Below are 25,499 nucleotides of genomic sequence, written 5' to 3'. Positions count from 1 at the left end.
TGGCTTACCTTAATTTCAGGCTGGAGAGGCCAATGAGGACTAATAAAATAGTGATGATCCAGAAGCGAACCACAACTTGCGTTTCGCGCCAGCCACCCAATTCGAAATGGTGATGCAGTGGGGCCATCCTAAAAATACGACGGCCTTCACCGAAACGCTTCTTAGTAAATTTGAACCAGAAAACTTGCAGCATCACTGACAGTGTTTCTGCGACGAAGATCCCGCCCATAACAAAGAGTACGATTTCCTGACGAACAATCACGGCGATAGTTCCAAGTGCACCACCCAATGCGAGTGCGCCAACGTCACCCATAAATACTTGTGCAGGATGCGTGTTGTACCAAAGAAAGGCCAATCCCGCACCCCCCATAGCGCCACAGAAAATCATGAGCTCACCTGCGCCGGGAATATAAGGAAACAATAAATACTTTGCGTAAATCGCATTACCCATTACATAAGCAAATGCGCCTAGAGCAGCGCCAACTAAAATTACCGGCATGATCACTAGACCATCTAGTCCGTCCGTTAAATTAACGGCGTTACTACTTCCAACAATCACCAAATAACTCAAAATGATGAAGCCCATGACACCTAGTGGGTAACTCACTTCTTTCATGAAAGGAATGAGTAAGTTTGATTTAGCTGGCAAGTTCAAAGCAAAGCCACTCTTGAGCCAATCAAAGAACAGCTGCAAAACTTTGAGATTATTCACTTCGGATACAGAGAAAGCCAAATAAATAGCAGCAAATAAGCCAATCAAAGTTTGCCAAAAGAATTTTTCTCTTGAGGCCATTCCTTTGGGATCTTTACGTGCTACTTTGCGGTAATCGTCTACCCAACCAATCAAGCCAAATCCAAAAGTCACAATCATCACAATCCAGATAAAACGATTGCTCAGATCAGCCCACAGCGTGCAGGAGATAAAAATACCCAACAGAATTAATACGCCACCCATAGTAGGGGTACCTGATTTCACCAAATGAGTTTGTGGGCCATCAGTACGAACCGCTTGACCCATCTTTAATGCAGTCAACTTCCGAATAACCCACGGGCCAGCTGCCAAGCCAATCAACAAAGCAGTCACGGTTGCCATCACCGCTCTAAAAGTGATGTAGCTAAAGACTCGGAAAAATCCAAAATCATCTTGTAGCCATTGCGCCAACATTAAGAGCATGTTTTAGCCTCCTCTAATAAGGCCTGCACTACACGCTCCATACGCATAAAACGAGATCCCTTTACCAAAATATCTAAATGCATGTGCTTGCTCGACTCTTGATCTACTAGTGCTGCATTGAGCTCTTCAAGTAGGTGATCTAATGTTGCGAAATGAGTAGCGCTACTGGTAAGCAAAAAGTTCTCTGACTCATTAAACCCTTGCACCGCAAATTTGCACTGCTCTCCGAGTGCAAATAACCTACTGACACCCTGCTCAGCAGCGTAGGCGCCGACTTCCTCATGGAAGGCAGGGCCTTGATCGCCCACCTCACCCATATCGCCCAATACCAACCACGAAGTATTTCCAGACTGTTTCAGTGCATCAATAGCAGCTCTTACAGAATCGGGGTTGGCGTTATAACTGTCGTCAATCAGAGTGCGGCCTACATTTAAAGGTTTTGATTGCATGCGTCCATTTACTGGGACAAAAGATTCCAGACCCACTTGAATTTGCTCCAAACTTAAACCGGCACCTAAAGCAACTGCACTAGCGGCTAGGGCATTACTAACATTGTGGTTTCCTAAAGTGTTGAGCTGGACTTCAATTTTGCCGAATTCAGTTGCAATTTCAATTTTTCCGCTAGCCAATACCTTGCCAGTAACAGAGGCCGTAGCTGACGCAGCCTTAGTAGATAAAGCAAAATCAATTACCTTGCGCCCTGCAGCAGCTTGATACCAAACATCAGAAAATTCAGAATCTGCCGGAAATACTGCGACACCATTCGCAGGGAGTGCGCTCAAGGCAGCTGCATGCTCTTTCGCAACAGCTTCCACAGTCGCCATAAATTCTTGATGCTCACGTTGAGCGTTATTAATTAGGGCAATATTGGCTTGAGCAATGACCGCTAACTCTGCCGTTTCACCAGGATGATTCATACCTAACTCAATCACTGCTAGGCGATCAGTCGGTCGCATGCGCAGTAAAGTTAAAGGCAGTCCAATATCGTTATTGAAGTTGCCCTTGGTCACTAAGGTACATTCTTCACCGGCAGCTACCTTGAAGATAGAGGCAATCATCTCTTTTACAGTAGTCTTACCATTTGATCCAGTCACTAAAGCTACTGGGATAGAAAACTGTGCACGCCATGCCTTTGCTAATTCACCCAAACCTTGCTTAACATCCTGGACACATACTGCAGCTAAGTTTGTAGGGCACTTTTCTTTTTGACTAATAAGTGCTGCACTTGCACCTGCCTTGGCGACATCATCCAAAAAATTATGCGCTTCAAAACGTTCTCCCGCCAAGGCAATGAATAATTCACTAGACTGAATCTGGCGACTATCACTACCAATACGAGAAATTAGGATCTCTCGAGCAGATTCCTGATCAGCATGAATCAGCTGGCTGTCTGGCAACATGGCATGAACTTGAGCAAGCGTAGTCATAGGCGCACTCATACGCTGCCCCCCTGCTGCTAAACGAATGTGTTCTTGATCAGAAAAATCAAATTTTTTGCCATTGATTTCTTGAGTAGACTCATGGCCTTTACCTGCTACCAAGACGATGTCTTTGACATCGGCATGTCGTACCGCAGCCATAATAGCGGCCGCTCTATCAGGTAGCATTTGAACATTGCCCAAATCACCTGACATACCAGATTCAATCATGGCAATAATGGATGCTGGATTCTCAGATCTAGGGTTATCGCTTGTAATCACAATGTGATCAGCAAACTCTTGCGCCACACGACCCATTCGGGCACGTTTACCTGAGTCTCGGTCACCGCCGCAACCAAAAACGCACCAGACTTTTCCATTACGTTGATTTGCAATTGGGCGTAATGCGTTCAATGCTTTACTGAGGGCATCTGGTGTGTGTGCATAATCCACCACAATCAATGGACCCTCAGTTCTTTGCGTTTTATTCAAGTGCATCAGTTCCATGCGACCTGGAACAGTACTCAGCTTGCTCATACGCTTAGAGGCCTCACTTGGGCTTAAGCCCTGTGCCAAAAGGACTGTCCAAACAGCAAGGCAATTACTAAGATTAAATTCACCCAATACTGCAAGCTGAACAGCGCTTAAACCTAGGGCATCGCAATTAAATTGAGATTCATAACTAGCGTTTGTAAATACAGTGTTTTCTGTATAGCTACGCTTTAGACGTTCGCCAAATTTTTCAAATCCAACAAATGCTTGACTACTTAAGGCGTAGCCCCATACTTGAGGACCATCGCTAGCAAGAAGTTTCATCGCCAACTCTCGCCCGAATGCATCATCAAAATTGATGATGGCATTTTCAAGCTGGGGAAACTTAAAGAGTTTTGCTTTTGCTGCGGCGTACTCTCCCATCGTGCCGTGGTAATCCAAGTGATCTTGCGTCAAATTGGTAAATACCGCACTTCGTATATCTAAGCCAGTAACACGGCCTTGATCTAATGCATGAGAAGAAATCTCTATAGCAAGAGTTTTAGCGCCTGTATCAAATAATTCTTTTAGTTGGGTTTGCAATTGCGGTGCATCTGGCGTGGTGTAACCAGTCTGAATTAGTGCACCCGGAAACCCAGTACCTAATGTGCCCAATACTGCAGTGCGATGATTAGGTTCATCCATAGCCTGCGCCAGCCACTGAGTAATACTGGTTTTTCCATTGGTACCTGTGACGCCGATGACATTGAGATTTTTGCTTGGGTGGTCATACCACTCTGCGCAGAGCTCTCCAGCCAAGACTGCTAAATTCTCAACGGGGAAACATTCTGGGTGGTCTAAGTATTCATTCTCAATACCATCAGCAGGATCGAATACTACTGCCGCAGCACCATTTGCTAAGGCAGCCGTAATGTAATCGCGACCATCTCGTAGCGCATTACCATGACCAACAGAGTATGCAAAGAAGATATCGCCAGAATGAATTTGACGACTATCCGCAGTCACTTTGGCATTCGCTGAAGTGAGATCACGTAAATGTGAGATTAAGAGATGGGGTTCAATATAGACCATTGCCGTCATCTTTTTAAAACCGCTGCATTTGTTTTGACTGCAGCAGTTTGAATTTCTGTAGGATTTTTATCCTGCAGCGTCATCTGCTTCAGATTGCTATCTGGTAATACATTCAAGGTACGCAGTGTCTCACTCACAATAGTAGAGAAGACTGGTGCAGCAACATCACCACCATAATGACTGCCACCAGTCGGCTCATCAATCATGACGGCAACCACAATACGTGGTGCACTAATTGGCGCAAGACCTGCAAAGTAAGCGCGGTATTTATTAGCGTAGCTCTTGCCTACTAATTTATGTGCTGTACCTGTTTTTCCACCAACTCGATAACCTTCAGCTTGCGCTTTAATGGCTGTTCCACCAGACTCTGTTACTGACTCCATCATGTTGCGCATCTCAATGGCTGTCTTGGCAGAAATAATATGCGTTCCAGGCTTAAACTCCGGACTGCGCTCAATCGTGAGAGGAACCAATTCGCCATCACGAGCAAAAATGGTGTACGCGCGAGCAATCTGAAAGAGTGATCCTGAAATCCCATAACCAAACGCAATCCTTGCCTGATCTGTTGGCATCCACTTTTTATAAGGATGGACTGTGCCAGCTACCGCACCAGGAAAACCAATCTTCGGCGCCTGACCAAGACCAACAGATGTATAAAAATTCCACATCTCTTCGGCAGATAAATTATTCATCGCAATTTTGGCGGTACCAATATTGCTGGATTTTTGAATAATTTGAGAAATCGTTAAGTTGCTATAAGGGTGGGTATCCGTAATCGGTTTTGGACCTACCAAATATTTAGCACCAATCACCATATTTGTATTAGGAGTGATGGCACCCTTCTCCAAAGCAATCGCTACGGTTAAGGGCTTCATTGTTGAGCCAGGCTCAAAGGTGTCAGTTAAAACACGATTACGTAACTGCTCACCCGTCAACTTCTTACGATCGTTTGGGTTAAAGCTTGGGTAGTTTGCTAAAGCGAGAATCTCGCCGGTCTGCGTATCCAATACGACAGCACCACCAGCACTCGCCCGGTGCTGCTCAACTGCATTTTTAACAGCGTTATAAGCCAGAAATTGAATCTTGCTGTCTATAGAAAGTTGTAAATCCTTGCCGTTTTGAGGTAACTGCAAAATGGCAACATCTTCAACAACGCGACCGAGACGATCAACCACTACTCGACGAGCACCCGGATGCCCAGCCAATTCTTTTTCTCTTGAAAGCTCCATGCCCTCTTGGCCACGATCTTCCACGCTTGTAAAGCCAACAACGTGCGCCATCGCTTCACCCTCTGGGTAAAAGCGACGGTATTCCTTATTTAAACCAATCCCCGGGATTTCTAATTCCTTAATCTGTTGCGCAACTACTGGATCCACTTGGCGCTTCAAAAAAATCTGCTTACGATCTTCTTTTAACTTTCTACGTAATTCAGATTCACTTAGCTGCAATAGTTTTGCTAACTTCTGAACCTTATCCGCAGCTAAATCGTCGGGCACAGTATCGTTATAAGCAATCACTGACTTTGCCTCTAAGCTCGTAGCAATCACTTGTCCATTACGATCCAATATCTTTCCACGAGAAGCGGGTAGCTCTAGTTCGCGCTGTGTGCCGCGTACACCCTTGGCTTCATAAAAAGCATTTCCTGGGCCCTGAATCCAAAAAGCACGGATTAGCAACAACATAAAAACGAAGAACAACATGAACAGCATTAAGCGTGACCGCCACATTGGCAGACGCAATACTAAATTGGGTGTAGTTGAAAAACCTACAGTCCTCATCTAGTCTCCTTTAAGTACAAAGTACGCTCTGGAGATATAGGGGTCATATGTAACTGATTACGAGCAAGATCACGAATTCGTGCAGACTTCGATAGATTTCGCTGCTCATACTCCAAACGTAGCCAGTCTTGATTAAGCTTGCGCTCCTCGATTTGTGCGCGATCTAAGGAAATAAATAATTGACGTGCACGCTGCTGCGCAGCTACCAAAGATAGTGCGCAAACTAATAGCAAGACCAGCAGGGTAAGCGTAGCGCGATTCAAGCTAACACTCCTATACGTTTTTCAGCAATGCGCATGATGGCCGAACGAGCACGGGGATTTTCTCGAACCTCTTCATCGCTTGGCTTAAGGCGTCCAATGATCTCTAAGTCACTTTGCGGTAAATCTCGATCGCGGACAGGCAAACCTCGAGGTACTTCAACTTTAGCGTGTGACTGCAGGAACTGCTTCACAATTCGATCTTCGAGAGAATGAAAGCTAATTACTGCTAAGCGCGCACCTGGCTTTAGCAAATGGAGTGCCGCCTTTAATCCGAGCTCTAAATCTTCTAACTCACGATTAATAAAAATACGGAGTGCTTGGAATGTACGAGTCGCAGGATCTTGACCAAGCTCTCTGGTACGAACGACGCTAGCCACTAGGCTTGCTAATTGCAAGGTTGTTTTGGGAGATAGGCCTTCTTCTCGCTTAGCCACGATAGCTTTTGCGATCTGAAATGCAAAACGTTCCTCACCATAAGTCTTAATCACGCGGGTGATGTCCTCTTGCGATGCTTGTTCCAACCATTCTGCTGCCGTCAAACCATGATCCGTGTTCATGCGCATATCGAGTGGACCATCTTTGCGAAAAGAAAATCCACGATGCGCTTCGTCTACTTGTGGAGAGCTGATGCCCAGATCCAACAGAATTCCATCGACTGACTCTGGGTCCGCATACTGATCCATCTGCGCAAAACTGTCGTGCACGATGCGTAAACGAGAGTCCTTGATTTTTTCCGCCACTGCGATCGCATCCAAATCCTTGTCGAAAGAAATCATTCGCGCATTTGGAGGCAGTTGCGCTAACAAGGCTTGAGTATGACCACCGCGCCCAAAGGTTCCATCGATCACTAGTAGATTTTTTGGAGCTGTGGGCGAGGTGATGAGTGGCCCACTGACCAGCGCCGTCACCGCCTCGGCCAGTAATACTGGGCGATGAGTTATGTTCATGGCACCCTGTCATCAAAAATTAAATTGCTTCAGGGCTTCAGGCATACCTTGTGCAATGGCAGCCTGTTCTTTTGCAGCGTAAGTAGCGGCGTCCCACAACTCTAGATGGCTACCCATGCCGAGCAGCATCACTTCTTTTTCAATACCGGCGGCTGATCGCAACTCTGGGCTCACCAAAATTCTTCCGGCGCTATCCAAATCGACCTCTGCAGCATTGCCAAGAAAAATACGGCGCCACCAATGGGCATCCATCGGCAATTGCGCTACACGTGAACGAAAAGTTTCCCACTCGGGTCGGGGGAATAGCAGCAGGCATCCGTCGGGGTGTTTTGTGAGCGTAATTCGACCCTCACCTTGAACTAACAAGGCGTCACGATGCTTTGCCGGCACTGACATGCGGCCTTTTGCATCTAAATTGAGAGCTGACGCACCTTGGAACACCATTTACCCCACTTTTTCACACTTCCTCCCACTTTAGAGGATCGTATTAAGAGGGTCAAGTGTTTTTGGCTTATTTTTTAGGAAATTTCCTAGTGATTACAAACACTTAGCGTAATGTGTTGATAAAATGGTGCTTATAAAAATGCTACTTGAAACAATGGCTTGGAAAATATACTTAAGAATAGGTCTTAGCTATTAAGCCTAATAATAGATAAATATACTGTATTAATGAACAGTACTTCAAAGAAAAATATCCGAAATAAATAATTTAGAACTAAATTTTGTAAGCAGTGCTTGTCATCACTTTTGACATTACCTGCATTAGATCCTGAATGGGTTTCGGTAAGACCGCTCCACCAGCCAAAATTGCGGCTTGCCCATGCTCAATTTCATCGATGCGCATTTGCTTAACAATTGCGCGAGAACGCTCATCTTCTGCAGGTAATTTTTCGAGATGACTTTCGAGGTGATTTTCTACCTGCTTTTCTGTTTCAGCAACAAACCCTAGACTCCACTTATCGCCCGCTAAGCCAGCAGCCATGCCGATTGCAAAGGATCCCGCATACCAAATTGGGTTGAGGTAACTAGTGTGTGATCCCAGCTCTTGGAGGCGTGTTTCGCACCAAGCCAAGTGATCCATTTCTTCTTGGCCAGAGCCATCTAACATCTGCCGAATTTCAGGGTTGCGAGCTACTAATTTTTGAGCTTGATAAAGAGCTTGAGCGCAGACCTCGCCAACATGATTCACACGCATTAATCCAGCTGCATGTTCACGCTCTTTGGCATCCAATAGTCCGCTTGATGGGGTATCGGAACCCGGCATTGGGCGATGAGCATGAGCGCCCCCGACTACCGAACGTAGGGCTGTATCAAACTCAGTAATGAAGCGATCAATTAGTGCCATAAGCCTGAGAAACTAGACTAAAACCTCTGTTTTGCTACTCTGCTTAGTCTTCAAACCTAACTCCGCCAAGAGCTCACAGTCTTGCTCTGCCTCAGGATTACCGGTAGTGAGTAGTTGCTCACCATAGAAAATTGAATTGGCGCCAGCCTGGAAACACATGGCCTGAACTGCCCTACCCAGCTCCTGACGTCCAGCTGAGAGGCGCACTCGTGCACGCGGCATAGTGATACGAGCTACAGCAATAGTTCTCACGAATTCAAGTGGATCCAAGGGCTTCTGATCCGCCAAAGGGGTTCCTGCTACAGGAACCAAATGGTTGATCGGAACTGACTCTGGATATGGATTTAAGTTAGCCAAACGCGCCAAGAAAGCTGCACGTTGTTCACGGGACTCGCCCATGCCCACAATGCCGCCACAACACACTGACATACCCACAGCACGCACATTAGAAATCGTGTCCAAACGGTCTTGATAACCCCGAGTAGAGATCACTGAGCGATAGAAGTCTTCGCTGGTATCAAGGTTGTGATTGTAAAAGTCTAAGCCCGCCTCTTGGAGAGCCTGAGCCTGATTGGGCTCTAGCATCCCCAAGGTCGCACAGGTTTCAAGGCCCAAAGCCTTGACACCCTTAATCATGGCGGCGACTTTTTCAATATCGCGATCTTTAGGCTCCCGCCAAGCGGCGCCCATACAAAAACGGTTTGATCCGGCAGCTTTGGCAGCTTTGGCAGCCTCAAGCACCTCATCTAAATCCATCAACTTGTTTGCCTTGACATCAGTGTCATAACGAGCCGCCTGAGGACAATATCCACAATCCTCGGGACAACCGCCGGTCTTGATTGACAAAAGCGTAGCCAATTCCACATCACCATCAGGGAAATTGGCACGATGGGTCTCTTGTGCCTTGAACATCAAATCACTAAATGGCAGAGTAAATAGAGCCTCAACCTGGGCTACCGACCAAGCACCCAAAGCGTCAACCTCTTTATGTAAATCCTTTTGAAATTTAACTTGGGTGAGGGGTTTTTCAATAGTTTGGGTGGCCTGCATGGTCGAATTCCAGAAAATAGATCAATTCAAGGCATAAACATAACAGATGCAGGCCTTAATTAGGAAAAACTAGTGGTCAAATACCAAACATGAAGCTTATTTCTGATCCAAATCAAACCTCTCTGGTTGATCGCAGCCTAGATGCCGTTTGGCATCCCTGCACTCAGATGAAGCATCACGAGTCATTGCCATTAATTGCCATTACTAAAGGTAAGGGTGCTTGGCTCTTTGATGATCAAGGCAATGCCCTCCTAGATTGCATTAGCTCCTGGTGGACTAACCTGTTTGGCCATTCCAATCCGCGCATCAACCAAGCCATTACAAGTCAGCTTGAAAAAATTGAGCATGTCATGCTCGCCGGATTTACCCACCCTCCTGTTGTGGAGCTATCCGAGAGACTAGCCGCTTTGACTCAAGGCAATTTGGGTCACGTGTTTTTTGCATCCGATGGTGCGTCTGCGGTAGAGATTGCTTTAAAGATGAGTCATCACTACTGGCGACTAAACAATCAAGCTCAAAAGAAAAAATTTGTCTGTCTAGAAAATGGTTACCACGGTGAAACTTTAGGTGCATTAGCAGTCACTGATGTTGCGATCTTTCGAGAAGCATATGGATCACTATTGCAAGATGTTTTTACCGTGCCCTCACCTGATGCACGCAAAGCACAGCCTGGTGAAAGTGCTGGCGATGTTGCCGTACAGGCAGCAGAAAAATTAGAAGAGTTGCTAAAGACAGAGCATCACAATATTGCCGCGATCATTATTGAACCACTCGTGCAATGTGCTGGGCAAATGGCAATGTACTCGCCTGAATATTTGCACCTTGTAAGATCACTCTGTGATCACTACAACATCCACCTCATCGCCGATGAGATCGCGATAGGCTGCGGTCGATCAGGAAAGTTTTTTGCTTGTGAGCATGCAGGAATTTGGCCAGACTTTCTGACACTCTCTAAAGGAATCAGCGGGGGATATCTTCCCTTGTCACTCTCCATGACGACTGACAAAATTTATCGTACTTTTTATGGCGATCAACTACAGCAAGGTTTCTTACACTCGCATTCCTACACAGGTAACCCATTAGCATGCGCTGCCGCCCTAGCCTGCTTAGAAATCTTCGAAACTGAATCTGTTCTTGAAAAAAATATTGGACGCAGCAAAGATCTCGCTAGTGCATTTGCTTGGGTAAAATTAGACCCTCGCATCGAACATTGGCGTCAGCAGGGCATGATCCTAGCATTTGATGTTAAACCTGAATCACTCCAGCGTAAAAATACTTTTTCACGAGAGATGTTTTCAGCAGGGATGGAGGAAGGTATTCTTATTAGACCCATTGCTAATACGATTTACGTTATGCCACCGTATATTCTCTCTTCAGAAGAAACGATACAAATGGGTGCCTCTGTACAGCGCGCTCTCAATCAAGTGCTGGCATGAGTACAAACTTTAAAGCTCGAGATATGGCAGAGCACCAGATCGCCGATCTAGATGCGCAGTTGCTTAGACGTAAGTTGCGCACCAGCGCATCACCTTGCGATACCAGGGCCCAGGTTGATCAACGAGAACTCAAAGCGTTTTGTAGTAACGACTACTTAGGCCTAGCTAATCACCCTGAATTAGTTATTGCGCTTGCGGAAGGCGCAAAACGATATGGGGTTGGTAGCGGTGCATCACACTTAATCAGTGGCCATAGCGTTGCGCACGATTTGCTTGAAAAAAAATTAGCGGCTTGTGAGAGTAAGCATATTCCCAATGCAAGAGCATTGTTTGTTAGTACCGGCTATCTTGCAAACATCAACGCTATTACCGGCCTCAGTAGACTTGCCAATCCAGGTGAAGTCAGTATTTATTCGGCCAAACTCAATCATGCTTCTTTAATTGATGGTGTACGTCTAGCAAGCTCACAAACTAAAGCCAAAGTGACTTTATTTGATCACCAAAATCTCGACTTTCTAGAAGAAGCATTACAGCAAGATACGCACTCACTCAAATTGATTGTGGTCGATGGTGTTTTCAGTATGGATGGGGATATCGCGCCCGTAAAAAATCTACTGCATCTTGCCGAACAATATGATGCGCTACTCCTGGTAGATGATGCGCATGGCTTTGGCGTGCTTGGCGAGCGGGGCCATGGCATTCTGGAGCAATCGGGCGTGCATTCCGAAAGAATTATTTACATTGGTACGCTTGGCAAAGCAGCTGGTGTTAGTGGTGCATTTATTTGTGCCGCCGCACCCTTTATTGAATGGCTTATCCAAAAAGGGCGTCCCTACATTTACAGTACTGCTACGCCGCCAGCGATTGCACACACTCTACTTACCAGTTTGGAGCTCATCGAAGGCAAGGAAGGTATTGCGCGTCGCAAACAATTAAATCAACTGATTCAGATTTGGCGTGATGAAATGACTTTCCAAAATTGGGAAAAAACACCTTCATCCACCCCAATACAGCCCGTGATCTTAGGAAGCAATGCCAGCGCATTGGCAGCCGCCAAGCTCTTAGATGAGGCGGGTTATTGGATACCAGCAATTCGGCCGCCCACCGTTCCCGTTGGTAGCTCGCGCCTGCGCATCACTTTTTCTGCAAACCATAGCGTTGATGATGTACGCGAACTGATCAAGACATTGCAGATGATTGAGCAAGAAGTAAAAAGCAATTGATGACACTGAGTACATCCAACGGTTTTTTTGTTACGGGCACTGATACTGAAGTTGGCAAAACTTTGGTCAGCGGCGCACTCATTCTTAAACTGAGGGAAGCTGGTATTCACACGGTGGGCTTCAAACCCGTGGTTGCAGGAACTTATGTTGACACTAGCGGTCAAAAACTCAATGAAGACCTAGAGACATTGCGCATTGCTTCAGGATTACATTCTCGCGAGCAAAGTCTCTGTCCATTTATTCTAGATGTAGCAGCAGCACCTCATCTCGTTGCTCAGAAAAATAAGGTGCATTTAGATGCCACCAGAATATTAGATGAATTCAATACATTGACCTCAGTATTTGATTCAGCAGTAGTGGAAGGCGCAGGTGGGTTTTTAGTCCCATTAAATGAGCAGGAAGATTTGGGGGATGTAGCGCAGGCGATGGATTTACCCGTCATTCTCGTTGTGGGCATGCGCTTGGGTTGCATTAATCATGCCCTACTCACTTGCGAGGCAATTGTGTCACGTCAGTTAACGATTGCGGGCTGGGTTGCCAATACACTTTCAGAGGAAATGCCCCTATTGGCTGAAAATATTCAGACCTTGAAGGATCGAATTTTTGCACCTTTTTTAGGCTCTATTCCGACTCTTCCTCAGCAGATGCAGAAATTAGAGAATGCCCCCTATTCCATTGAGGCCTTAGAGTTTGCTGCAGAACATATAAAACTGCCTGAGTAAATTCAGATAAGATGAAGTTATGCGATTACTTCCAGAAATCATAGACTCCGCATCAGCTATTCAAGAGATTCGCCGCAATATTCATGCGCATCCAGAATTGCGTTTTGAAGAAAATCGTACGTCTGATCTGGTAGCCGAAGCACTTTCGAGCTGGGGAATCACAGTTTATCGCGGCCTTGGAAAAACTGGAGTGGTTGGAAGACTGGATGGGGAACTGGGTCCAGGCAAGATGGTTGGATTACGAGCCGACATGGATGCACTGCCATTACAAGAACATAACAACTTTGAACATACTTCAAAGAATCCCGGCAAGATGCATGCCTGTGGCCATGATGGTCACACTGCCATGCTCTTGGGTGCCGCTCAATACTTATCCAATCATCGAGACTTTACCGGTTCAGTCATTTTTATTTTTCAGCCCGCGGAAGAGGGTGGTGCCGGCGCACAAGAAATGATTAAGGATGGACTCTTTAAACAATTTCCTTGCGATGCTGTCTTTGGTCTGCATAACTGGCCAGGGCTTGCTGAAGGTCATTTTGGCGTGACGTCTGGGCCGATGATGGCTTCTAGCAATACTTTTGAAATCACCATTCGAGGTAAGGGTGGACATGCCGCCTTGCCACACAATAGCGCTGACCCCTTACTTGCTGGCACTCAAGTTGTGCAAGCATTCCAAAGCATCATTACACGCAATAAGCGCCCAGTAGATGCGGCTGTGTTATCGGTAACGCAGTTCCATGCGGGCGAGACGAGCAACGTGATACCGGATAGCGCGTTTATTGGTGGAACCGTTCGCACATTTACTATCGAAGTCCTAGATTTAATTGAACAACGTTTGAGAGAGATCTCACACAATGTAGCTAGCGCATTTGACTGTCAAGCAGAAGTTAGATTTGCGCGTAACTATCCTCCGCTCATTAATCATGACAAGGAAGTGCATTTTGCAAGCGAGGTCATGAGTGAGCTGGTTGGAGCGCAAAACGTCAATACCTCTATCGATCCAACCATGGGCGCAGAAGACTTTGCATTCATGCTGCTAGAGAAACCAGGTTGCTACGTATTTCTAGGTAACGGTGATGGCGATCACCGCTCGGTAGGTCATGGCATGGGCCCATGTCATCTTCATAATCCTTCGTATGACTTTAATGACGCACTGATCCCCGTAGGCGTTAGCTACTGGGTCAAGCTAGCTCAACGCTACTTAGAAAAATAATTAACTCTGAGTGCTGAAATTTTTACGAGTTCGTAAATTTCGCTGGACGCTTTTCCATAAAAGCTGCCATACCCTCTTTTTGATCATGAGTTGCAAAGCAAGAGTGGAACAAACGACGCTCAAGGTGCATACCTTCTGATAGCGTAGTTTCGTATGCGGCATTGATTGCCTCTTTCACCATCATCGCAGTTAACAGTGGCATATCCGCAATAGTCTTAGCAATCGCTTTCACTTCTTTTAGTAAATCTGCTTGCGGGAAAATACGGGCGACAAGACCAGAGCGCTCGGCTTCAGCCGCATCCATCATCCGGCCGGTCAGCGCTAAATCCATAGCTTTTGCTTTTGAGACTGCGCGCGGTAAACGTTGTGTACCACCAGCGCCAGGGATGATTCCCAACTTCACCTCTGGTTGAGCAAACTTTGCATTATCAGCGGCCATGATGGTGTCGCACATCATCGCCAACTCACAACCACCACCAAGAGCATATCCAGACACTGCTGCAATCACTGGCTTACGTACTTTTTTGATCTCTTCCCAGTTACGAGAAATAAAGCCGCTACGATAAACATCGGCAAATCCATATTTCGCCATCGTTGCAATATCTGCACCAGCGGCAAACGCTTTTTCACTACCGGTGATGATGATGCAACCAATCTTGTCGTCAGTATCAAAGCCTAACAACGCCTTACCTAACTCATTCATTAACTCATCATTGAGAGCATTTAATACCTGAGGACGATTGAGAGTAATGACGGCAACTTTGCCATCTACTTCAGTCAATATGGTGTTGTAGGTCATCGATCTCTTTCAAAAAATAATTTGTTCAGCGTGGCAACAATAGCCACATCTTGCCATCTTGCTTCATGCGTCCCGCTAACTCACCTGCAGAATCTCCTGATCCCCAATAGTAATCTGCTCGTACCCCGCCCACAATGGCCTTGCCTGTATCTTGTGCCATCACTAACTTTTGTAAGGTTTGACTGCTCAAGGGTTTAGTAGTGCTTAAGAAGACAGGTGCACCTAAGGGCATCGCCTTGAGATCAATGGCAATACTACGTTCAGCTGTTAAAGGCACTCCTAAAGCACCATTGGGGCCAAGATCAGCACTAACATTACCCGGCAACTCTTTAAAAAACACAAATCGAGGATTGGCATTGAGCATCTCGTCTACTCGGCCTGGGTTGCGCTTGGCCCATGCAGAAATACCCTGCATCGTTGCCTCACCGCGCGTGATCTCCTTGCGATCAAGCAACCACTGGGCAAAAGACTTGAACGGTTGATCATTGGTGCCGGCATAACCAAGTCGCAATACGCGCCCATCCTCTATGCGAATTTTTCCAGAGCCTTGAATTTGCATAAAAGCAGCAGCAACAGGGTCTCGCACCCAGGCTATTTCTGAACCCCGGAGTACTCCAGAACTCATGAGTTCTGCACGTGCTGGCGCAGGACTTGGCTTTGAGCCTTTCCAGGCATTTGGCAGGCCGTACAAGGGAACAGGGTAAGCAGCTGTGCGGGTCTGGGAGCCATTCATGACAGGCTCGTAATAACCTGTGATTAGCCCAGATTCGCTGCCTGTAGCGCTATTGCGTACTTCGTATGCCTGAAAATTCACCTCAAAATATTGGCGAATTGCACGCTCATCACGGCCTGGAATCGTTGCGGCCTGGGTGCAAGCCTGGCGCCAATTTATTTCACTATTGCGTTTACGCAGGGCATCACAGCTCTTGAGCCAGGCTGGCCAAGCCTGGGTTAAATCATCTTCCTGCCAACCAGGTAAGTCTTGCCATGAGACGGATCGGAAGCTAGCGATCGAGGAGCTATAGATAGTTGGGGCAGCACCACTAGCTCGATAAGCAGATCCTCGGGTAGGAGGCGTAGAGCAAGCGACTAATAAGCTGGCGATACTGACAGCGAATACACTGCAGACAAAGACTTGTGAAATATTTTTGCGACTTATTAATTTGGATATAGAAATCATGATTGCCAATGTACTCGATGAATACCCCATGATCTTATTTGCCTTGGAGGGTGGCCTTGCCTTAGTCCTCCTGCTTTTTATTGTCCTGTGGACTGGTAAGGGCAAAAAATAGGGGGTTTGGGAATCTAGTGCAAGGTTCTGGGCATTACTAAGGCAAATTCAGGAATTGGGGCCTGGAAAAACTGAGCTTCTTCAGTGACACAGAAATACTCCCCACGCATGGTTCCAGCCGGCGTCGGTAAAGTGGCCCAGCTGGTGTACTCGAACTGCTCCCCTGCCCGCAAAAGGGGTTGTTGACCTACCACCCCCAGACCACGCACCTCTTGGACATCATTTTCCCCATCGGTAATAAACCAATGGCGTGCAATTAACTGGATGCTGGCTGTGCCGGTGTTTTTAATAGTGACCGTGTAGGCAAAGGCAAACTGACGATTATCGGGGTCAGACTGGTCGGCCAAGTACTGGGTTTTGACTGTAATGCTGATTTCATGAGGATTCATGCTCGAATTCTGCTCCATCCTAAGCCCAACTGCAAGCTAGAATCTAGGGATGGATAGCCAGAAATCACCCTCAAATAGCCAGTTTGTCATTGCCCCCTCCATTTTGTCGGCCGACTTTGCCTGCCTAGGCAAGGAAGTTCAGGATGTTCTCATGGCGGGTGCAGACTGGATTCACTTTGATGTGATGGACAACCACTACGTCCCCAACCTGACTATTGGCCCCTTGGTTTGCGAGGCAATTCGCCCACATGCTACAAAAGATGGTAAGCCAGCGATGATTGATGTGCACCTCATGGTGGAACCAGTAGATCGCCTGATTCCCGATTTTGCAAAAGCAGGTGCAAACCTGATTAGTTTTCATCCAGAGGCAAGTCCTCATGTGAACCGTACAATTAATTTGATTCGCGATCAAGGTTGTCAGGCTGGGTTGGTTTTAAACCCAGCAACACCACTTCATCACTTAGATCACACACTTGATTTACTTGATCTGGTTCTATTGATGTCCGTAAATCCCGGGTTTGGTGGTCAGTCATTTATTCCGAGCACCCTAGATAAGATTGCTCAAGTACGTGCGCGCCTAGATCGTTATCAACAAGAAACTGGTCGCCACATTCGTCTTGAAGTGGATGGCGGAATTAAGGTTGACAACATTGCAGAAGTAGCCAAAGCTGGTGCAGATACTTTTGTTGCTGGTTCTGCAATCTTTGGCAAAGAAAATTATGCCGATGTGATTAAGGCGATGCGCGCAGAACTAGCGACGTCAGGAAAAGCGTAATGCAGCACGAAGAATTTCTTGCCCTCGCAAAACAGGGTTTCAATCGTATTCCATTAGTGAAAGAAGTTTTAGCAGACTTAGAGACGCCACTCTCTCTATACGTCAAGCTCACTCAAGCCTTTGGACAAAAGAATACCTATCTACTTGAATCCGTCTTAGGTGGTGAACGCTTTGGACGCTTCTCTTTTATTGGCCTACCTGCAAAAACTGTTTTAAGAACAGTAGGTACACCTGATGCCCCACTCACTGAAGTACTCTTCAATGACAAGGTGCTTGAAAGTAATCATGACAACCCATTAGATTTTGTAGACGCTTATTTCAAGCGCTTCAAAGTAGCAGTACAAGCCGGTCTCCCACGCTTCTGTGGTGGGCTTGCTGGCTACTTTGGCTATGACACGGTTCGTTACATTGAATCGCGTTTAGCAAAACACCATCTGCCAGATGAATTGGGTGTACCCGATATTCAATTGATGCTCACCGAAGAGTTAGCAGTGGTTGATAACGTTGCAGGTCGTATTTATTTAATTGTCTATGCAGACCCGAGCGTGAAAGATAGCTTTGAAAAGGGCCAAGCTCGATTAAAAGAGTTACTTGCTTGCTTAAGTAAACCTGTGAGCATGCCGGCCTCTTTACCAAGCACTAAAACAGAATTGATCCGTAAGTTCAAGGCAGCCGATTTTGAAAATGCTGTTCTTAAAACTAAAGAATATATTTTGGCTGGCGATTGCATGCAGGTTGTGATTGGCCAGCGTATTAGCAAACCCTTTACAGATTCACCGCTCGCCTTATACCGTGCATTGCGCTCTTTAAATCCATCGCCTTATATGTACTTCTATGACTTTGGTGATCTACAGGTAGTCGGCTCATCTCCAGAGATCTTAGTGCGCCAAGAGCAACGTGAAAGTCAGAAGATTGTGACGATTCGTCCGCTAGCTGGCACACGTCCTCGTGGTGCGACACCCGAAGAAGATGAACGCCTTGCTACAGAATTACTGGCCGACCCAAAAGAGATTGCTGAACATGTCATGTTGATTGACTTGGCGCGTAACGATGTGGGTCGTATTGCAAAGACAGGTACTGTCAAAGTAACTGATTCGATGTCGATTGAAAAATATTCTCACGTACAGCATATTGTGAGCTCTGTTGAAGGCGAGCTATTAGACAATATGAGCAATATGGACGTTCTGCGCGCAACCTTTCCTGCCGGCACCTTATCGGGCGCCCCAAAAATTCGGGCGATGGAAATTATTGATGAGATGGAAATTGTAAAGCGCGGCGTTTATGGTGGCGCAGTAGGCTACCTCTCCTTCTCAGGAGATATGGATGTGGCCATTGCCATTCGTACTGGCGTGATTCGTAATGGCGTATTGCATTCTCAAGCAGGTGCTGGTGTAGTAGCAGACTCTGATCCCACTGCTGAGTGGAAAGAAACTGAAGTGAAAGCTCGAGCAGTTTTAATGGCGGCTGATTTAGTACAAGGAGGACTCGATGCTCCTCATGATTGATAACTACGATTCATTTACCTACAACCTCGTTCAGTATTTTGCAGAACTTGGTGAAGAGGTAAAGGTCTTCCGCAATGATGAAATCTCTGTTGAAGAGATTGCCAAGATCAATCCTGCACGTATTTGCATTTCCCCTGGGCCTTGCAGTCCAGCTGAAGCAGGAATTTCTGTAGCCACAATTCAACGGTATGCCGGAGAGATTCCAATCCTAGGCGTCTGCCTTGGACACCAAGCGATTGGTGAGGCGTTTGGCGGCAAGATTATTCGCGCCCAGAAGGTCATGCATGGCAAGACCGATGATATTCACCATACTGGCGTCGGTATTTTCAAAGATTTACCCAACCCATTCAAAGTGACGCGTTATCACTCACTTGCAATTGAAAAGAGTTCATTGCCAGCAGTTCTTGAGGTAACAGCCTCATCTTCTGATGGTGAAATTATGGGTGTACGCCATAAAGAACTGGCGGTAGAAGGCGTGCAATTCCACCCAGAATCGATTCTTTCTGAGCATGGTCATGCACTGCTAAAGAACTTCTTGCAAGCCAAATAAATTACAAGCACTAGGTCGATTTCCATGTCCATTACTCCACAGCAAGCACTACAGCGTTGCATTGAACATCGCGAACTTTCTCATGATGAGATGACTGCCATGATGCGTCTGATCATGAGCGGTGAAATGCCACCCACTTTAGTTGCTGGCCTACTCGTTGCCCTGCGTACCAAAAAGGAGACTGTAGGTGAAATTGCCGCAGCTGCGCAAGTTATGCGTGAGTTCGCAACGCCAGTACACGTAGAGGATAGAAAAAATTTAGTTGATGTAGTCGGTACGGGTGGAGATGGGGCTCACACTTTCAATATCTCTACAGCCGCCATGTTTGTGGCCGCAGCGGCTGGTGCAAAGATTGCTAAGCATGGCAATCGTAGCGTGAGTAGCAAATCAGGTAGCGCAGATATTCTGGAATCTTTTGGCGTTAAGCTCTCGCTCTCACCTGAGCAGGTTGCAAAGTGTATTTCTGATGTAGGTGCGGGCTTTATGTTTGCACCAAACCATCACCCTGCAATGAAAAATGTGGTGCCGATTCGCAAAGATTTAGGTGTGCGCACGATTTTTAATATTCTAGGACCCCTTACAAACCCAGCAGATGCCAAGCGCATCCTCATGGGTGTATTTCATGCAGACTTAGTTGGCATTCAGGCGCGTGTATTGCAAGCGATGGGAATGGATCATGCATTAGTAGTTTATGGTCGTGATGGCTTAGATGAGATTTCTCTCGAGGGCCCAACCTTAGTAGGTGAATTAAAGGATGGTCAGGTTCGTGAATACGAGATTCATCCAAAAGACTTTGGTTTAAGTAAAGCGCTTACTAGCAGTTTTAAGGTGGCCGATGCCGAGGAATCTAAAGCGATTGTTTTAGATGTACTCAATAAAAAATCTGGCCCAGCAAGTGACATTGTTTGCCTCAATGCAGGTGCGGTACTTTATGTAGCCGATGTAGCACCCAGTATTGCTAGCGGTATTCAGATGGCGCAAGCAGCTATTGCCTCTGGTGCTGCCCGTCAAAAGCTAGACCAGTTTGTAGCTGCAACCCAATATTAATAAAGATTTTTATGAGCGATATCCTCGACAAAATTGTTGCTACCAAGAAAATAGAGATCGCTACCGATTCGAAAAAAATCTCTTTAGCCAATCAACGTGATCAGGCTGAAGAAAATAATCGTGACGCGCAACTAAAACCACGGGGCTTTATTCAATCTATCGAAGGAAAGATTGCAGCAGGTAAAGCCGGCGTGATTACTGAGATTAAGAAAGCCAGCCCTAGCAAAGGAATCTTGCGAGAAAATTTTCAGCCAGCTGAAATTGCTCAATCCTATGAAAAAAATGGGGCTGCCTGCCTCTCTGTTCTCACTGACCGGGATTATTTTCAGGGGGCTAATGCTTATCTTCAAGTCGCAAGAGCTGCCTGCAGTATTCCCGTCTTACGCAAAGACTTTACGATTGATCCTTATCAAGTCTATGAAGCAAGGGCAATCGGTGCTGATGCTATTTTACTCATTGTGGCCTGCTTAGAGCTTAATCAAATGAAGGAGCTAGAAGCCTGTGCTCACGAACTCGGTCTTGATGTTCTCGTAGAGGTTCATAACGCTCCTGAATTAGAACAAGCCCTTGAATTAAAAACACCATTACTTGGAATTAATAATCGCAATCTGAAGACTTTTGAAGTGACCCTTCAAACAACACTGTCCTTACTGTCAATGGTTCCCACTGGGAAAACTCTGGTTACCGAATCTGGAATCATGAATCGTGCGGATGTGCAATTGATGCGTGATCATCAGATCAATGCATTCTTGGTAGGTGAGGCTTTTATGAGGGCAGATGATCCAGGCGATGCATTAAGCAAGCTATTTAGTTAATTCGATTTAGAAAGCCTCATTAGATCTAGGCCATATTTAACAGGTCCGATCAGTATTACCGCCCCGAGTACGTCGCCAATCAACATCACCAAAAAGTGATTGAGAGTTCCTGCCTCATCAAGGCCTCGAACTGCGAACCACCATTGGTGTAAGCCTGAACTTAGGGTGGCGTATATCAAAATACAAATTGCCAGTTTCTGTAGGCTCAAGTTACTTAAATCGGATGAGATGCTGATATTGCTCATCACAAAGAGTCTTGCTAAATAGGGAGCAAAGCCAGATATCAAGCCGATACCAATGTAGGTGGTGAGCTCGAGTGGAAATTGCCCAAAAAAACAAATTAAAAATGAAGCAATGGCAATACCAACCGCACCAGATAGGCCAAAGATGAGCGTCAAAAATAGACGTAAGCCGGCCGGAAGATAAATCCAATTGACGCCAAGACCATAGCTCAGGTGCGTTGTAAGCCAAGCGTTAATGTAAAAAAGGCTTGAGTAAGCAAGCACGCTCACGATAAATCCAACCATCCATTCGTGACTTAACTTATTCATTACTACGAGTATGGTTGATTCTATTAATACATACAAGTTACAAACAAGATTAATAGGTCTACAATGGTATTAACCCTAGGGCTAACTACACTTAACTTAACGCATCAAACAATGTCCACCACTAAATCCTCTTGCTATATTCGCTTTTTAAACCTGATCGATGTTCTTGATCGAATTAACCCTGGCAAAAAACTCGACGCTATTGAAGAAAGTCTTTTGGACAAAATCATTTTGAGCTTTCATGCCAAGCAATCTCTATTGGTTGGTGATTTAATTTCTCTGTCGGGGTATGGCTCTCAAGCCACACTACACGGTCGCCTCAAGAATCTGAGTGCCATGGGCTACATCAAGATGGCAGCGAATCAAGATGGGCGCAAAAAAGAGGTAGTGCCTACCAAGCTTGCCATCAAGCGTTATGAAGAAATTTCTAAGTGCCTAGAAAAGGCTGTCAAAGCGGGTTGATTTATCTCCCAAGAAAGTAAAAAAGCCCTTACTGATAAGGGCTTTTTCTTTGAGATGATGCTTCAAACGTTAAAGAGGAAGTTCAGGACATCGCCATCTTTAACGACATACTCCTTACCTTCGGCACGCATCTTGCCAGCCTCTTTGGCGCCAGGCTCACCCTTAAATTGAACAAAGTCTTCATATGCAATAGTTTGTGCACGAATGAAGCCACGCTCAAAGTCCGTATGTATAACCCCTGCAGCCTGGGGAGCAGTATCACCTTGATGAATGGTCCAGGCGCGAACCTCTTTAACACCAGCAGTGAAGTAGGTCTGTAAACCCAGTAACTTATAACCCGCACGAATCACGCGATCTAATCCAGACTCTTCCATGCCTAGGTCGGCAAGAAACTCCGCTTTGTCGGCATCATCCAAGTCAGCAATCTCAGCCTCAATGGCGGCGCACACCGCCACTACGGGAGCACCTTCTTTGGCCGCATGCTGAATCACCGAATCTAAATGCGGATTGTTTTCAAAACCATCCTCTTTAACGTTGGCGATATACATTGCCGGCTTTGCTGTGATTAAGCAGAGCGGCTTTAAGATCAAGTTCTCTCCTTCAGTCAGATTCATGCTGCGTACCGGCTGAGCTTGATCTAAATGGGCTTGCACTTTGGTCAAGACAGCGACTAGGGCTGTAGCCTCTTTGTCATTTCCTGACTTAGCCGCCTTACTTGAGCGCTGTAGCGTTTTTTCAACCGTAGTTAAATCTGACAAGGCTAATTCGGTATCAATCACCCCAATATCGGAGATTGGATCAATCTTGCCGGCTACGTGGATCACATTAGCATCCTCGAAACAACGCACCACATGGGTAATAGCGTCAGTTTCACGAATATTGGCTAAGAATTGATTCCCCAGACCTTCACCTTTAGAGGCGCCAGCTACCAATCCCGCAATATCGACGAATTCGACAGCGGCAGGCAGGATGCGTTCAGGCTTGACGATCTTAGCCAAAGCGGCAAGACGAGGGTCAGGAACCTCGACCACACCCACATTGGGCTCGATCGTGCAGAAAGGATAGTTTTCCGCCGCGATTCCAGCTTTGGTAAGCGCGTTAAAGAGGGTAGATTTGCCGACGTTAGGCAGGCCGACGATGCCACATTTCAAAGACATGGTCGTATTGTAAAGGGCTAGTTTCGATATCATCGAGATATGTCAGAAGTTCATGCAAATACCTTGGCAAAAATGCCCAAAAATACCTCTCAAATACGGACTGTAGATATTGCTGTAGTCGGCGGAGGCATAGTAGGCAAGGCTTGTGCCTTAGGTCTAGCGCAACTTGGACTACATACGGTTCAGATTGCCCCCGACTTAGGGCAAGTGGTTTCAGCCCCCGAAGGTAGTCAGTGGGGCCAACGTATTTATGCTTTTTCTCCCGGCACGCAAAAATTATTGGCTCATCTACAAGTTTGGGATGCGGTTGATCACAGCCGCTTACAAGCGGTTCGAGATATGCGAATTTTCGGCGATCGTGGCGAAAAGCAGGATCAGCTGCATCTATCCGCTTTTGAGGCAGGCGTTCCCCAGCTAGCCTGGATCGGCGAATCGAATGTGATCGAGCACACCCTAGATCAAGCCTCACGCTTCCAAAGTAAATTAGAGCGCATTAATGGCGCAGTCAAAAACATTCAAGTGATTGCTGATGGAGTTCTACTCCATCTGAAAGATGGTTCAAGTTTGAGAGCCCAGCTCCTGATTGCTGCTGATGGTGCTAATTCACCCATCCGCTCAGAGTTAGGCATTCCTGCAAAAGAGGAAAGCTACGTACAAAATGCCGTGGTAGCTAATTGGATTTGCAGTAGCGCTCATTTAGAAACTGCTTATCAATGGTTTTTACCAGGCGGCGATATTGTGGCGATGCTACCGCTACCAAATAAACAAGTGTCGATGGTATGGTCAACCTCACCAGAAAATGCCGAGAATCTTTTAAAACTCGATTTTGCAGGGTGGGCTGAAAAGTTCTCCTCGATTGCTAATGGCGCAATAGCTACTCAACTTGGAGAGCTCTCGCTCAACTCAGTACCAGCCACTTTCCCTCTTAGAAAAATTCAGGCGAGTCGCTTTATTGGCCCAGCAGAAAATCCGAAAGTGGTTCTGATTGGAGATGCGGCTCATGTCATTCATCCACTAGCAGGACAAGGTTTAAATTTAGGCCTCAGAGATGTTGCATCACTACTTCATGTACTTAGTAAACGAGAATCTTTTCGACTACCAAATGACATAGTGCTACTACGTCGCTACGAGCGCCAACGTCAAGGTGATACCAGCGCATTACTTTGGGTAACAGACAAACTTAAAAAACTTTTCTCAGCTAGCAGTAACACTGAAAAGCAATTACGTAATTGGGGGCTGGGTATCGTCAATCGCAGCCACTTCATCAAACGGCGCCTCATCGAACGCGCTCTCGGAGATGCTGATTTTGAATAAATTACTTTCTACTCTTGCTTTAGCTTGCTCTATCATATTTTTAGCGGGAGTGGTCAACGCGCAATCGGAACAGCAAGTCCGATCTGAACTGCAAAAGAAGATTGGTGCAAACACGAAGATTAAAGGAGTTTCTCAATCACCCATTCCAGGTATATACGAGGTCCTAGTTGGAAATGAGGTGTTTTATACCGATGCCAATAGCAAATACTTAATCCAGGGCGAAATTATTGAGATCGCTACTGGGAAAAATATTACCGAGCAAAAACAGGCGGACCTCAATCGCATCAAATGGTCTGAACTCAATTCATCAAATGCTTTAAAAGTAGTACGCGGCAATGGTAGTCGACAGTTAGCAGTCTTTTCTGATCCGAATTGCGGCTACTGCAAGCGTTTAGATAAATCTTTGCAGCAACTAGATAACGTGACGGTCTATACCTACCTTATCCCAATTCTGTCAGCAGACTCTGCTCAAAAGTCGAAACAAATTTGGTGTGCCGCAGACCCCCAGAAAGCCTACATCGATTGGATGATCAATGGCATTGCACCCAGCGGCAAAAGCGACTGCACCACGCCTTTAGATAAAAACATGGCCTTCGCTAAAACCTATGGCATTACAGGTACACCTACTATTTTCTTTACTGATGGCAGTCGCTTTCCTGGCGCGGTTCAAATCACCGACATTGAAAAGAAATTTAGCAGTCTGAAGTAAGAG

Annotated in this window: 25 protein-coding genes; 12 read left to right on the top strand and 13 right to left on the bottom strand. The window is 46.2% G+C overall.

Going from position 1 to position 25,499, the window contains the following annotated elements; all coding sequences use genetic code 11:
* Nucleotides 1-4 precede the first annotated feature (4 nt).
* The 8 genes from mraY to bioB form a co-directional block, all read right to left on the bottom strand.
* Entirely contained in the window at nucleotides 5-1,174 is a 1,170-nt protein-coding gene (gene mraY / locus ICN22_RS02225; RefSeq protein ID WP_216168643.1) for a phospho-N-acetylmuramoyl-pentapeptide-transferase, read from the bottom strand.
* Complete coding sequence (locus ICN22_RS02220) at nucleotides 1,165-4,155, bottom strand: UDP-N-acetylmuramoyl-L-alanyl-D-glutamate--2,6-diaminopimelate ligase (RefSeq protein ID WP_255533794.1); 2,991 nt, start codon at nucleotides 4,153-4,155, stop codon at nucleotides 1,165-1,167. Before ICN22_RS02220 ends, mraY begins: the two co-directional genes overlap by 10 nt.
* Before the next feature lie 5 nt (nucleotides 4,156-4,160).
* Nucleotides 4,161-5,933, bottom strand: a complete 1,773-nt coding sequence (locus tag ICN22_RS02215) for a peptidoglycan D,D-transpeptidase FtsI family protein (RefSeq protein ID WP_216168641.1) — start codon at nucleotides 5,931-5,933, stop codon at nucleotides 4,161-4,163.
* Complete coding sequence (gene ftsL, locus ICN22_RS02210) at nucleotides 5,930-6,196, bottom strand: cell division protein FtsL (RefSeq protein ID WP_216168640.1); 267 nt, start codon at nucleotides 6,194-6,196, stop codon at nucleotides 5,930-5,932. Before ftsL ends, ICN22_RS02215 begins: the two co-directional genes overlap by 4 nt.
* On the bottom strand, nucleotides 6,193-7,143 hold the full coding sequence (gene rsmH, locus ICN22_RS02205; protein ID WP_216168639.1) for a 16S rRNA (cytosine(1402)-N(4))-methyltransferase RsmH: 951 nt from the start codon (nucleotides 7,141-7,143) through the stop codon (nucleotides 6,193-6,195). The genes ftsL and rsmH overlap by 4 nt, the downstream gene beginning before the upstream one ends.
* Before the next feature lie 12 nt (nucleotides 7,144-7,155).
* Nucleotides 7,156-7,584 carry a division/cell wall cluster transcriptional repressor MraZ gene (mraZ, locus tag ICN22_RS02200; protein ID WP_041484992.1) on the bottom strand — a complete coding sequence of 143 codons (429 nt, stop codon included), beginning with the start codon at nucleotides 7,582-7,584 and terminating at the stop codon, nucleotides 7,156-7,158.
* Nucleotides 7,585-7,858: 274 nt separating this feature from the next.
* Nucleotides 7,859-8,488 carry a 2-polyprenyl-3-methyl-6-methoxy-1,4-benzoquinone monooxygenase gene (coq7, locus tag ICN22_RS02195; protein WP_216168638.1) on the bottom strand — a complete coding sequence of 210 codons (630 nt, stop codon included), beginning with the start codon at nucleotides 8,486-8,488 and terminating at the stop codon, nucleotides 7,859-7,861.
* A 12-nt stretch (nucleotides 8,489-8,500) separates the two neighbouring features.
* On the bottom strand, nucleotides 8,501-9,538 hold the full coding sequence (bioB, locus tag ICN22_RS02190; protein ID WP_216168637.1) for a biotin synthase BioB: 1,038 nt from the start codon (nucleotides 9,536-9,538) through the stop codon (nucleotides 8,501-8,503).
* A gap of 89 nt (nucleotides 9,539-9,627) precedes the next feature.
* On the opposite strand from bioB, the gene bioA reads away from it, so the two are divergent.
* Genes bioA through ICN22_RS02170 form a run of 4 tightly spaced genes read left to right on the top strand, consistent with a single transcriptional unit; the run spans nucleotide 9,628 to nucleotide 14,132 of the window.
* On the top strand, nucleotides 9,628-10,974 hold the full coding sequence (bioA, locus tag ICN22_RS02185; RefSeq protein WP_216168636.1) for an adenosylmethionine--8-amino-7-oxononanoate transaminase: 1,347 nt from the start codon (nucleotides 9,628-9,630) through the stop codon (nucleotides 10,972-10,974).
* A complete protein-coding gene (locus tag ICN22_RS02180) occupies nucleotides 10,971-12,197 on the top strand; it encodes an aminotransferase class I/II-fold pyridoxal phosphate-dependent enzyme (RefSeq protein WP_216168635.1) in 1,227 nt (408 codons plus the stop codon). Before bioA ends, ICN22_RS02180 begins: the two co-directional genes overlap by 4 nt.
* Nucleotides 12,197-12,919 (top strand): dethiobiotin synthase, encoded by a 723-nt coding sequence (gene bioD / locus ICN22_RS02175; RefSeq protein WP_255533793.1) that lies wholly within the window; start codon nucleotides 12,197-12,199, stop codon nucleotides 12,917-12,919. Before ICN22_RS02180 ends, bioD begins: the two co-directional genes overlap by 1 nt.
* Before the next feature lie 19 nt (nucleotides 12,920-12,938).
* Nucleotides 12,939-14,132 carry a M20 aminoacylase family protein gene (locus tag ICN22_RS02170; RefSeq protein WP_216168634.1) on the top strand — a complete coding sequence of 398 codons (1,194 nt, stop codon included), beginning with the start codon at nucleotides 12,939-12,941 and terminating at the stop codon, nucleotides 14,130-14,132.
* A gap of 22 nt (nucleotides 14,133-14,154) precedes the next feature.
* Here ICN22_RS02170 and ICN22_RS02165 read toward each other — a convergent pair whose 3' ends face one another.
* The 3 genes from ICN22_RS02165 to apaG form a co-directional block, all read right to left on the bottom strand.
* A complete protein-coding gene (locus ICN22_RS02165) occupies nucleotides 14,155-14,931 on the bottom strand; it encodes an enoyl-CoA hydratase (RefSeq protein ID WP_216168633.1) in 777 nt (258 codons plus the stop codon).
* Between the two features lie 25 nt (nucleotides 14,932-14,956).
* The gene (gene mltA / locus ICN22_RS02160; RefSeq protein WP_216168632.1) at nucleotides 14,957-16,111 is read right to left on the bottom strand and encodes a murein transglycosylase A; all 1,155 of its coding nucleotides are present in this window, start codon (nucleotides 16,109-16,111) and stop codon (nucleotides 14,957-14,959) included.
* 125 nt (nucleotides 16,112-16,236) lie between these two features.
* Nucleotides 16,237-16,611 (bottom strand): Co2+/Mg2+ efflux facilitator ApaG/CorD, encoded by a 375-nt coding sequence (apaG, locus tag ICN22_RS02155; protein ID WP_216168631.1) that lies wholly within the window; start codon nucleotides 16,609-16,611, stop codon nucleotides 16,237-16,239.
* Between the two features lie 49 nt (nucleotides 16,612-16,660).
* Here apaG and rpe point away from each other — a divergent pair, with 49 nt between their 5' ends.
* The 5 genes from rpe to trpC are packed head-to-tail and all read left to right on the top strand — an operon-like array spanning nucleotide 16,661 to nucleotide 21,303.
* Nucleotides 16,661-17,386: a ribulose-phosphate 3-epimerase gene (gene rpe / locus ICN22_RS02150; protein ID WP_216168630.1), complete on the top strand. Its 726-nt coding sequence runs from the start codon at nucleotides 16,661-16,663 to the stop codon at nucleotides 17,384-17,386.
* Complete coding sequence (gene trpE, locus ICN22_RS02145; RefSeq protein WP_216168629.1) at nucleotides 17,386-18,891, top strand: anthranilate synthase component I; 1,506 nt, start codon at nucleotides 17,386-17,388, stop codon at nucleotides 18,889-18,891. The genes rpe and trpE overlap by 1 nt, the downstream gene beginning before the upstream one ends.
* The gene (locus ICN22_RS02140; RefSeq protein ID WP_216168628.1) at nucleotides 18,875-19,441 is read left to right on the top strand and encodes an anthranilate synthase component II; all 567 of its coding nucleotides are present in this window, start codon (nucleotides 18,875-18,877) and stop codon (nucleotides 19,439-19,441) included. Before trpE ends, ICN22_RS02140 begins: the two co-directional genes overlap by 17 nt.
* A gap of 24 nt (nucleotides 19,442-19,465) precedes the next feature.
* Nucleotides 19,466-20,488, top strand: a complete 1,023-nt coding sequence (gene trpD, locus ICN22_RS02135; protein ID WP_216168627.1) for an anthranilate phosphoribosyltransferase — start codon at nucleotides 19,466-19,468, stop codon at nucleotides 20,486-20,488.
* 11 nt (nucleotides 20,489-20,499) lie between these two features.
* Nucleotides 20,500-21,303, top strand: a complete 804-nt coding sequence (gene trpC, locus ICN22_RS02130; RefSeq protein ID WP_216168626.1) for an indole-3-glycerol phosphate synthase TrpC — start codon at nucleotides 20,500-20,502, stop codon at nucleotides 21,301-21,303.
* On the opposite strand, the gene ICN22_RS02125 is transcribed toward trpC, so the two are convergent.
* The gene (locus tag ICN22_RS02125; protein WP_216168625.1) at nucleotides 21,300-21,854 is read right to left on the bottom strand and encodes a hypothetical protein; all 555 of its coding nucleotides are present in this window, start codon (nucleotides 21,852-21,854) and stop codon (nucleotides 21,300-21,302) included. The genes trpC and ICN22_RS02125 overlap by 4 nt on opposite strands.
* Nucleotides 21,855-21,965: 111 nt before the next feature.
* Here ICN22_RS02125 and ICN22_RS02120 point away from each other — a divergent pair, with 111 nt between their 5' ends.
* Nucleotides 21,966-22,316: a hypothetical protein gene (locus tag ICN22_RS02120; RefSeq protein ID WP_216168624.1), complete on the top strand. Its 351-nt coding sequence runs from the start codon at nucleotides 21,966-21,968 to the stop codon at nucleotides 22,314-22,316.
* 62 nt (nucleotides 22,317-22,378) lie between these two features.
* Here ICN22_RS02120 and ychF read toward each other — a convergent pair whose 3' ends face one another.
* Nucleotides 22,379-23,473, bottom strand: a complete 1,095-nt coding sequence (ychF, locus tag ICN22_RS02115; protein ID WP_216168623.1) for a redox-regulated ATPase YchF — start codon at nucleotides 23,471-23,473, stop codon at nucleotides 22,379-22,381.
* A 39-nt stretch (nucleotides 23,474-23,512) separates the two neighbouring features.
* Here ychF and ICN22_RS02110 point away from each other — a divergent pair, with 39 nt between their 5' ends.
* Both ICN22_RS02110 and ICN22_RS02105 read left to right on the top strand, forming a co-directional pair.
* The gene (locus ICN22_RS02110; protein ID WP_216168622.1) at nucleotides 23,513-24,787 is read left to right on the top strand and encodes an FAD-dependent monooxygenase; all 1,275 of its coding nucleotides are present in this window, start codon (nucleotides 23,513-23,515) and stop codon (nucleotides 24,785-24,787) included.
* Entirely contained in the window at nucleotides 24,780-25,496 is a 717-nt protein-coding gene (locus ICN22_RS02105) for a DsbC family protein (RefSeq protein ID WP_255533792.1), read from the top strand. The genes ICN22_RS02110 and ICN22_RS02105 overlap by 8 nt, the downstream gene beginning before the upstream one ends.
* The last annotated feature ends 3 nt before the right edge of the window (nucleotides 25,497-25,499 follow it).

The sequence above is a fragment of the Polynucleobacter bastaniensis genome (genome assembly GCF_018882205.1).
In the GTDB taxonomy this organism is placed as follows: Bacteria; Pseudomonadota; Gammaproteobacteria; order Burkholderiales; family Burkholderiaceae; genus Polynucleobacter; species Polynucleobacter bastaniensis.
This window is presented reverse-complemented; position numbering and strand designations above follow the sequence as displayed.

Excerpts from the sequence above, each read along its gene's own strand:
- mraY (WP_216168643.1), bottom strand. The coding sequence starts at position 1,174 with ATGCTCTTAATGTTGGCGCAATGGCTACAAGATGATTTTGGATTTTTC.
- ICN22_RS02220 (WP_255533794.1), bottom strand. The coding sequence starts at position 4,155 with ATGGTCTATATTGAACCCCATCTCTTAATCTCACATTTACGTGATCTC.
- ICN22_RS02215 (WP_216168641.1), bottom strand. The coding sequence starts at position 5,933 with ATGAGGACTGTAGGTTTTTCAACTACACCCAATTTAGTATTGCGTCTG.
- rsmH (WP_216168639.1), bottom strand. The coding sequence starts at position 7,143 with ATGAACATAACTCATCGCCCAGTATTACTGGCCGAGGCGGTGACGGCG.
- coq7 (WP_216168638.1), bottom strand. The coding sequence starts at position 8,488 with ATGGCACTAATTGATCGCTTCATTACTGAGTTTGATACAGCCCTACGT.
- bioB (WP_216168637.1), bottom strand. The coding sequence starts at position 9,538 with ATGCAGGCCACCCAAACTATTGAAAAACCCCTCACCCAAGTTAAATTT.
- bioA (WP_216168636.1), top strand. The coding sequence starts at position 9,628 with ATGAAGCTTATTTCTGATCCAAATCAAACCTCTCTGGTTGATCGCAGC.
- ICN22_RS02180 (WP_216168635.1), top strand. The coding sequence starts at position 10,971 with ATGAGTACAAACTTTAAAGCTCGAGATATGGCAGAGCACCAGATCGCC.
- bioD (WP_255533793.1), top strand. The coding sequence starts at position 12,197 with ATGACACTGAGTACATCCAACGGTTTTTTTGTTACGGGCACTGATACT.
- ICN22_RS02170 (WP_216168634.1), top strand. The coding sequence starts at position 12,939 with ATGCGATTACTTCCAGAAATCATAGACTCCGCATCAGCTATTCAAGAG.
- ICN22_RS02165 (WP_216168633.1), bottom strand. The coding sequence starts at position 14,931 with ATGACCTACAACACCATATTGACTGAAGTAGATGGCAAAGTTGCCGTC.
- mltA (WP_216168632.1), bottom strand. The coding sequence starts at position 16,111 with ATGATTTCTATATCCAAATTAATAAGTCGCAAAAATATTTCACAAGTC.
- apaG (WP_216168631.1), bottom strand. The coding sequence starts at position 16,611 with ATGAATCCTCATGAAATCAGCATTACAGTCAAAACCCAGTACTTGGCC.
- rpe (WP_216168630.1), top strand. The coding sequence starts at position 16,661 with ATGGATAGCCAGAAATCACCCTCAAATAGCCAGTTTGTCATTGCCCCC.
- trpE (WP_216168629.1), top strand. The coding sequence starts at position 17,386 with ATGCAGCACGAAGAATTTCTTGCCCTCGCAAAACAGGGTTTCAATCGT.
- ICN22_RS02140 (WP_216168628.1), top strand. The coding sequence starts at position 18,875 with ATGCTCCTCATGATTGATAACTACGATTCATTTACCTACAACCTCGTT.
- trpD (WP_216168627.1), top strand. The coding sequence starts at position 19,466 with ATGTCCATTACTCCACAGCAAGCACTACAGCGTTGCATTGAACATCGC.
- trpC (WP_216168626.1), top strand. The coding sequence starts at position 20,500 with ATGAGCGATATCCTCGACAAAATTGTTGCTACCAAGAAAATAGAGATC.
- ICN22_RS02125 (WP_216168625.1), bottom strand. The coding sequence starts at position 21,854 with ATGAATAAGTTAAGTCACGAATGGATGGTTGGATTTATCGTGAGCGTG.
- ICN22_RS02120 (WP_216168624.1), top strand. The coding sequence starts at position 21,966 with ATGTCCACCACTAAATCCTCTTGCTATATTCGCTTTTTAAACCTGATC.
- ychF (WP_216168623.1), bottom strand. The coding sequence starts at position 23,473 with ATGTCTTTGAAATGTGGCATCGTCGGCCTGCCTAACGTCGGCAAATCT.
- ICN22_RS02110 (WP_216168622.1), top strand. The coding sequence starts at position 23,513 with ATGTCAGAAGTTCATGCAAATACCTTGGCAAAAATGCCCAAAAATACC.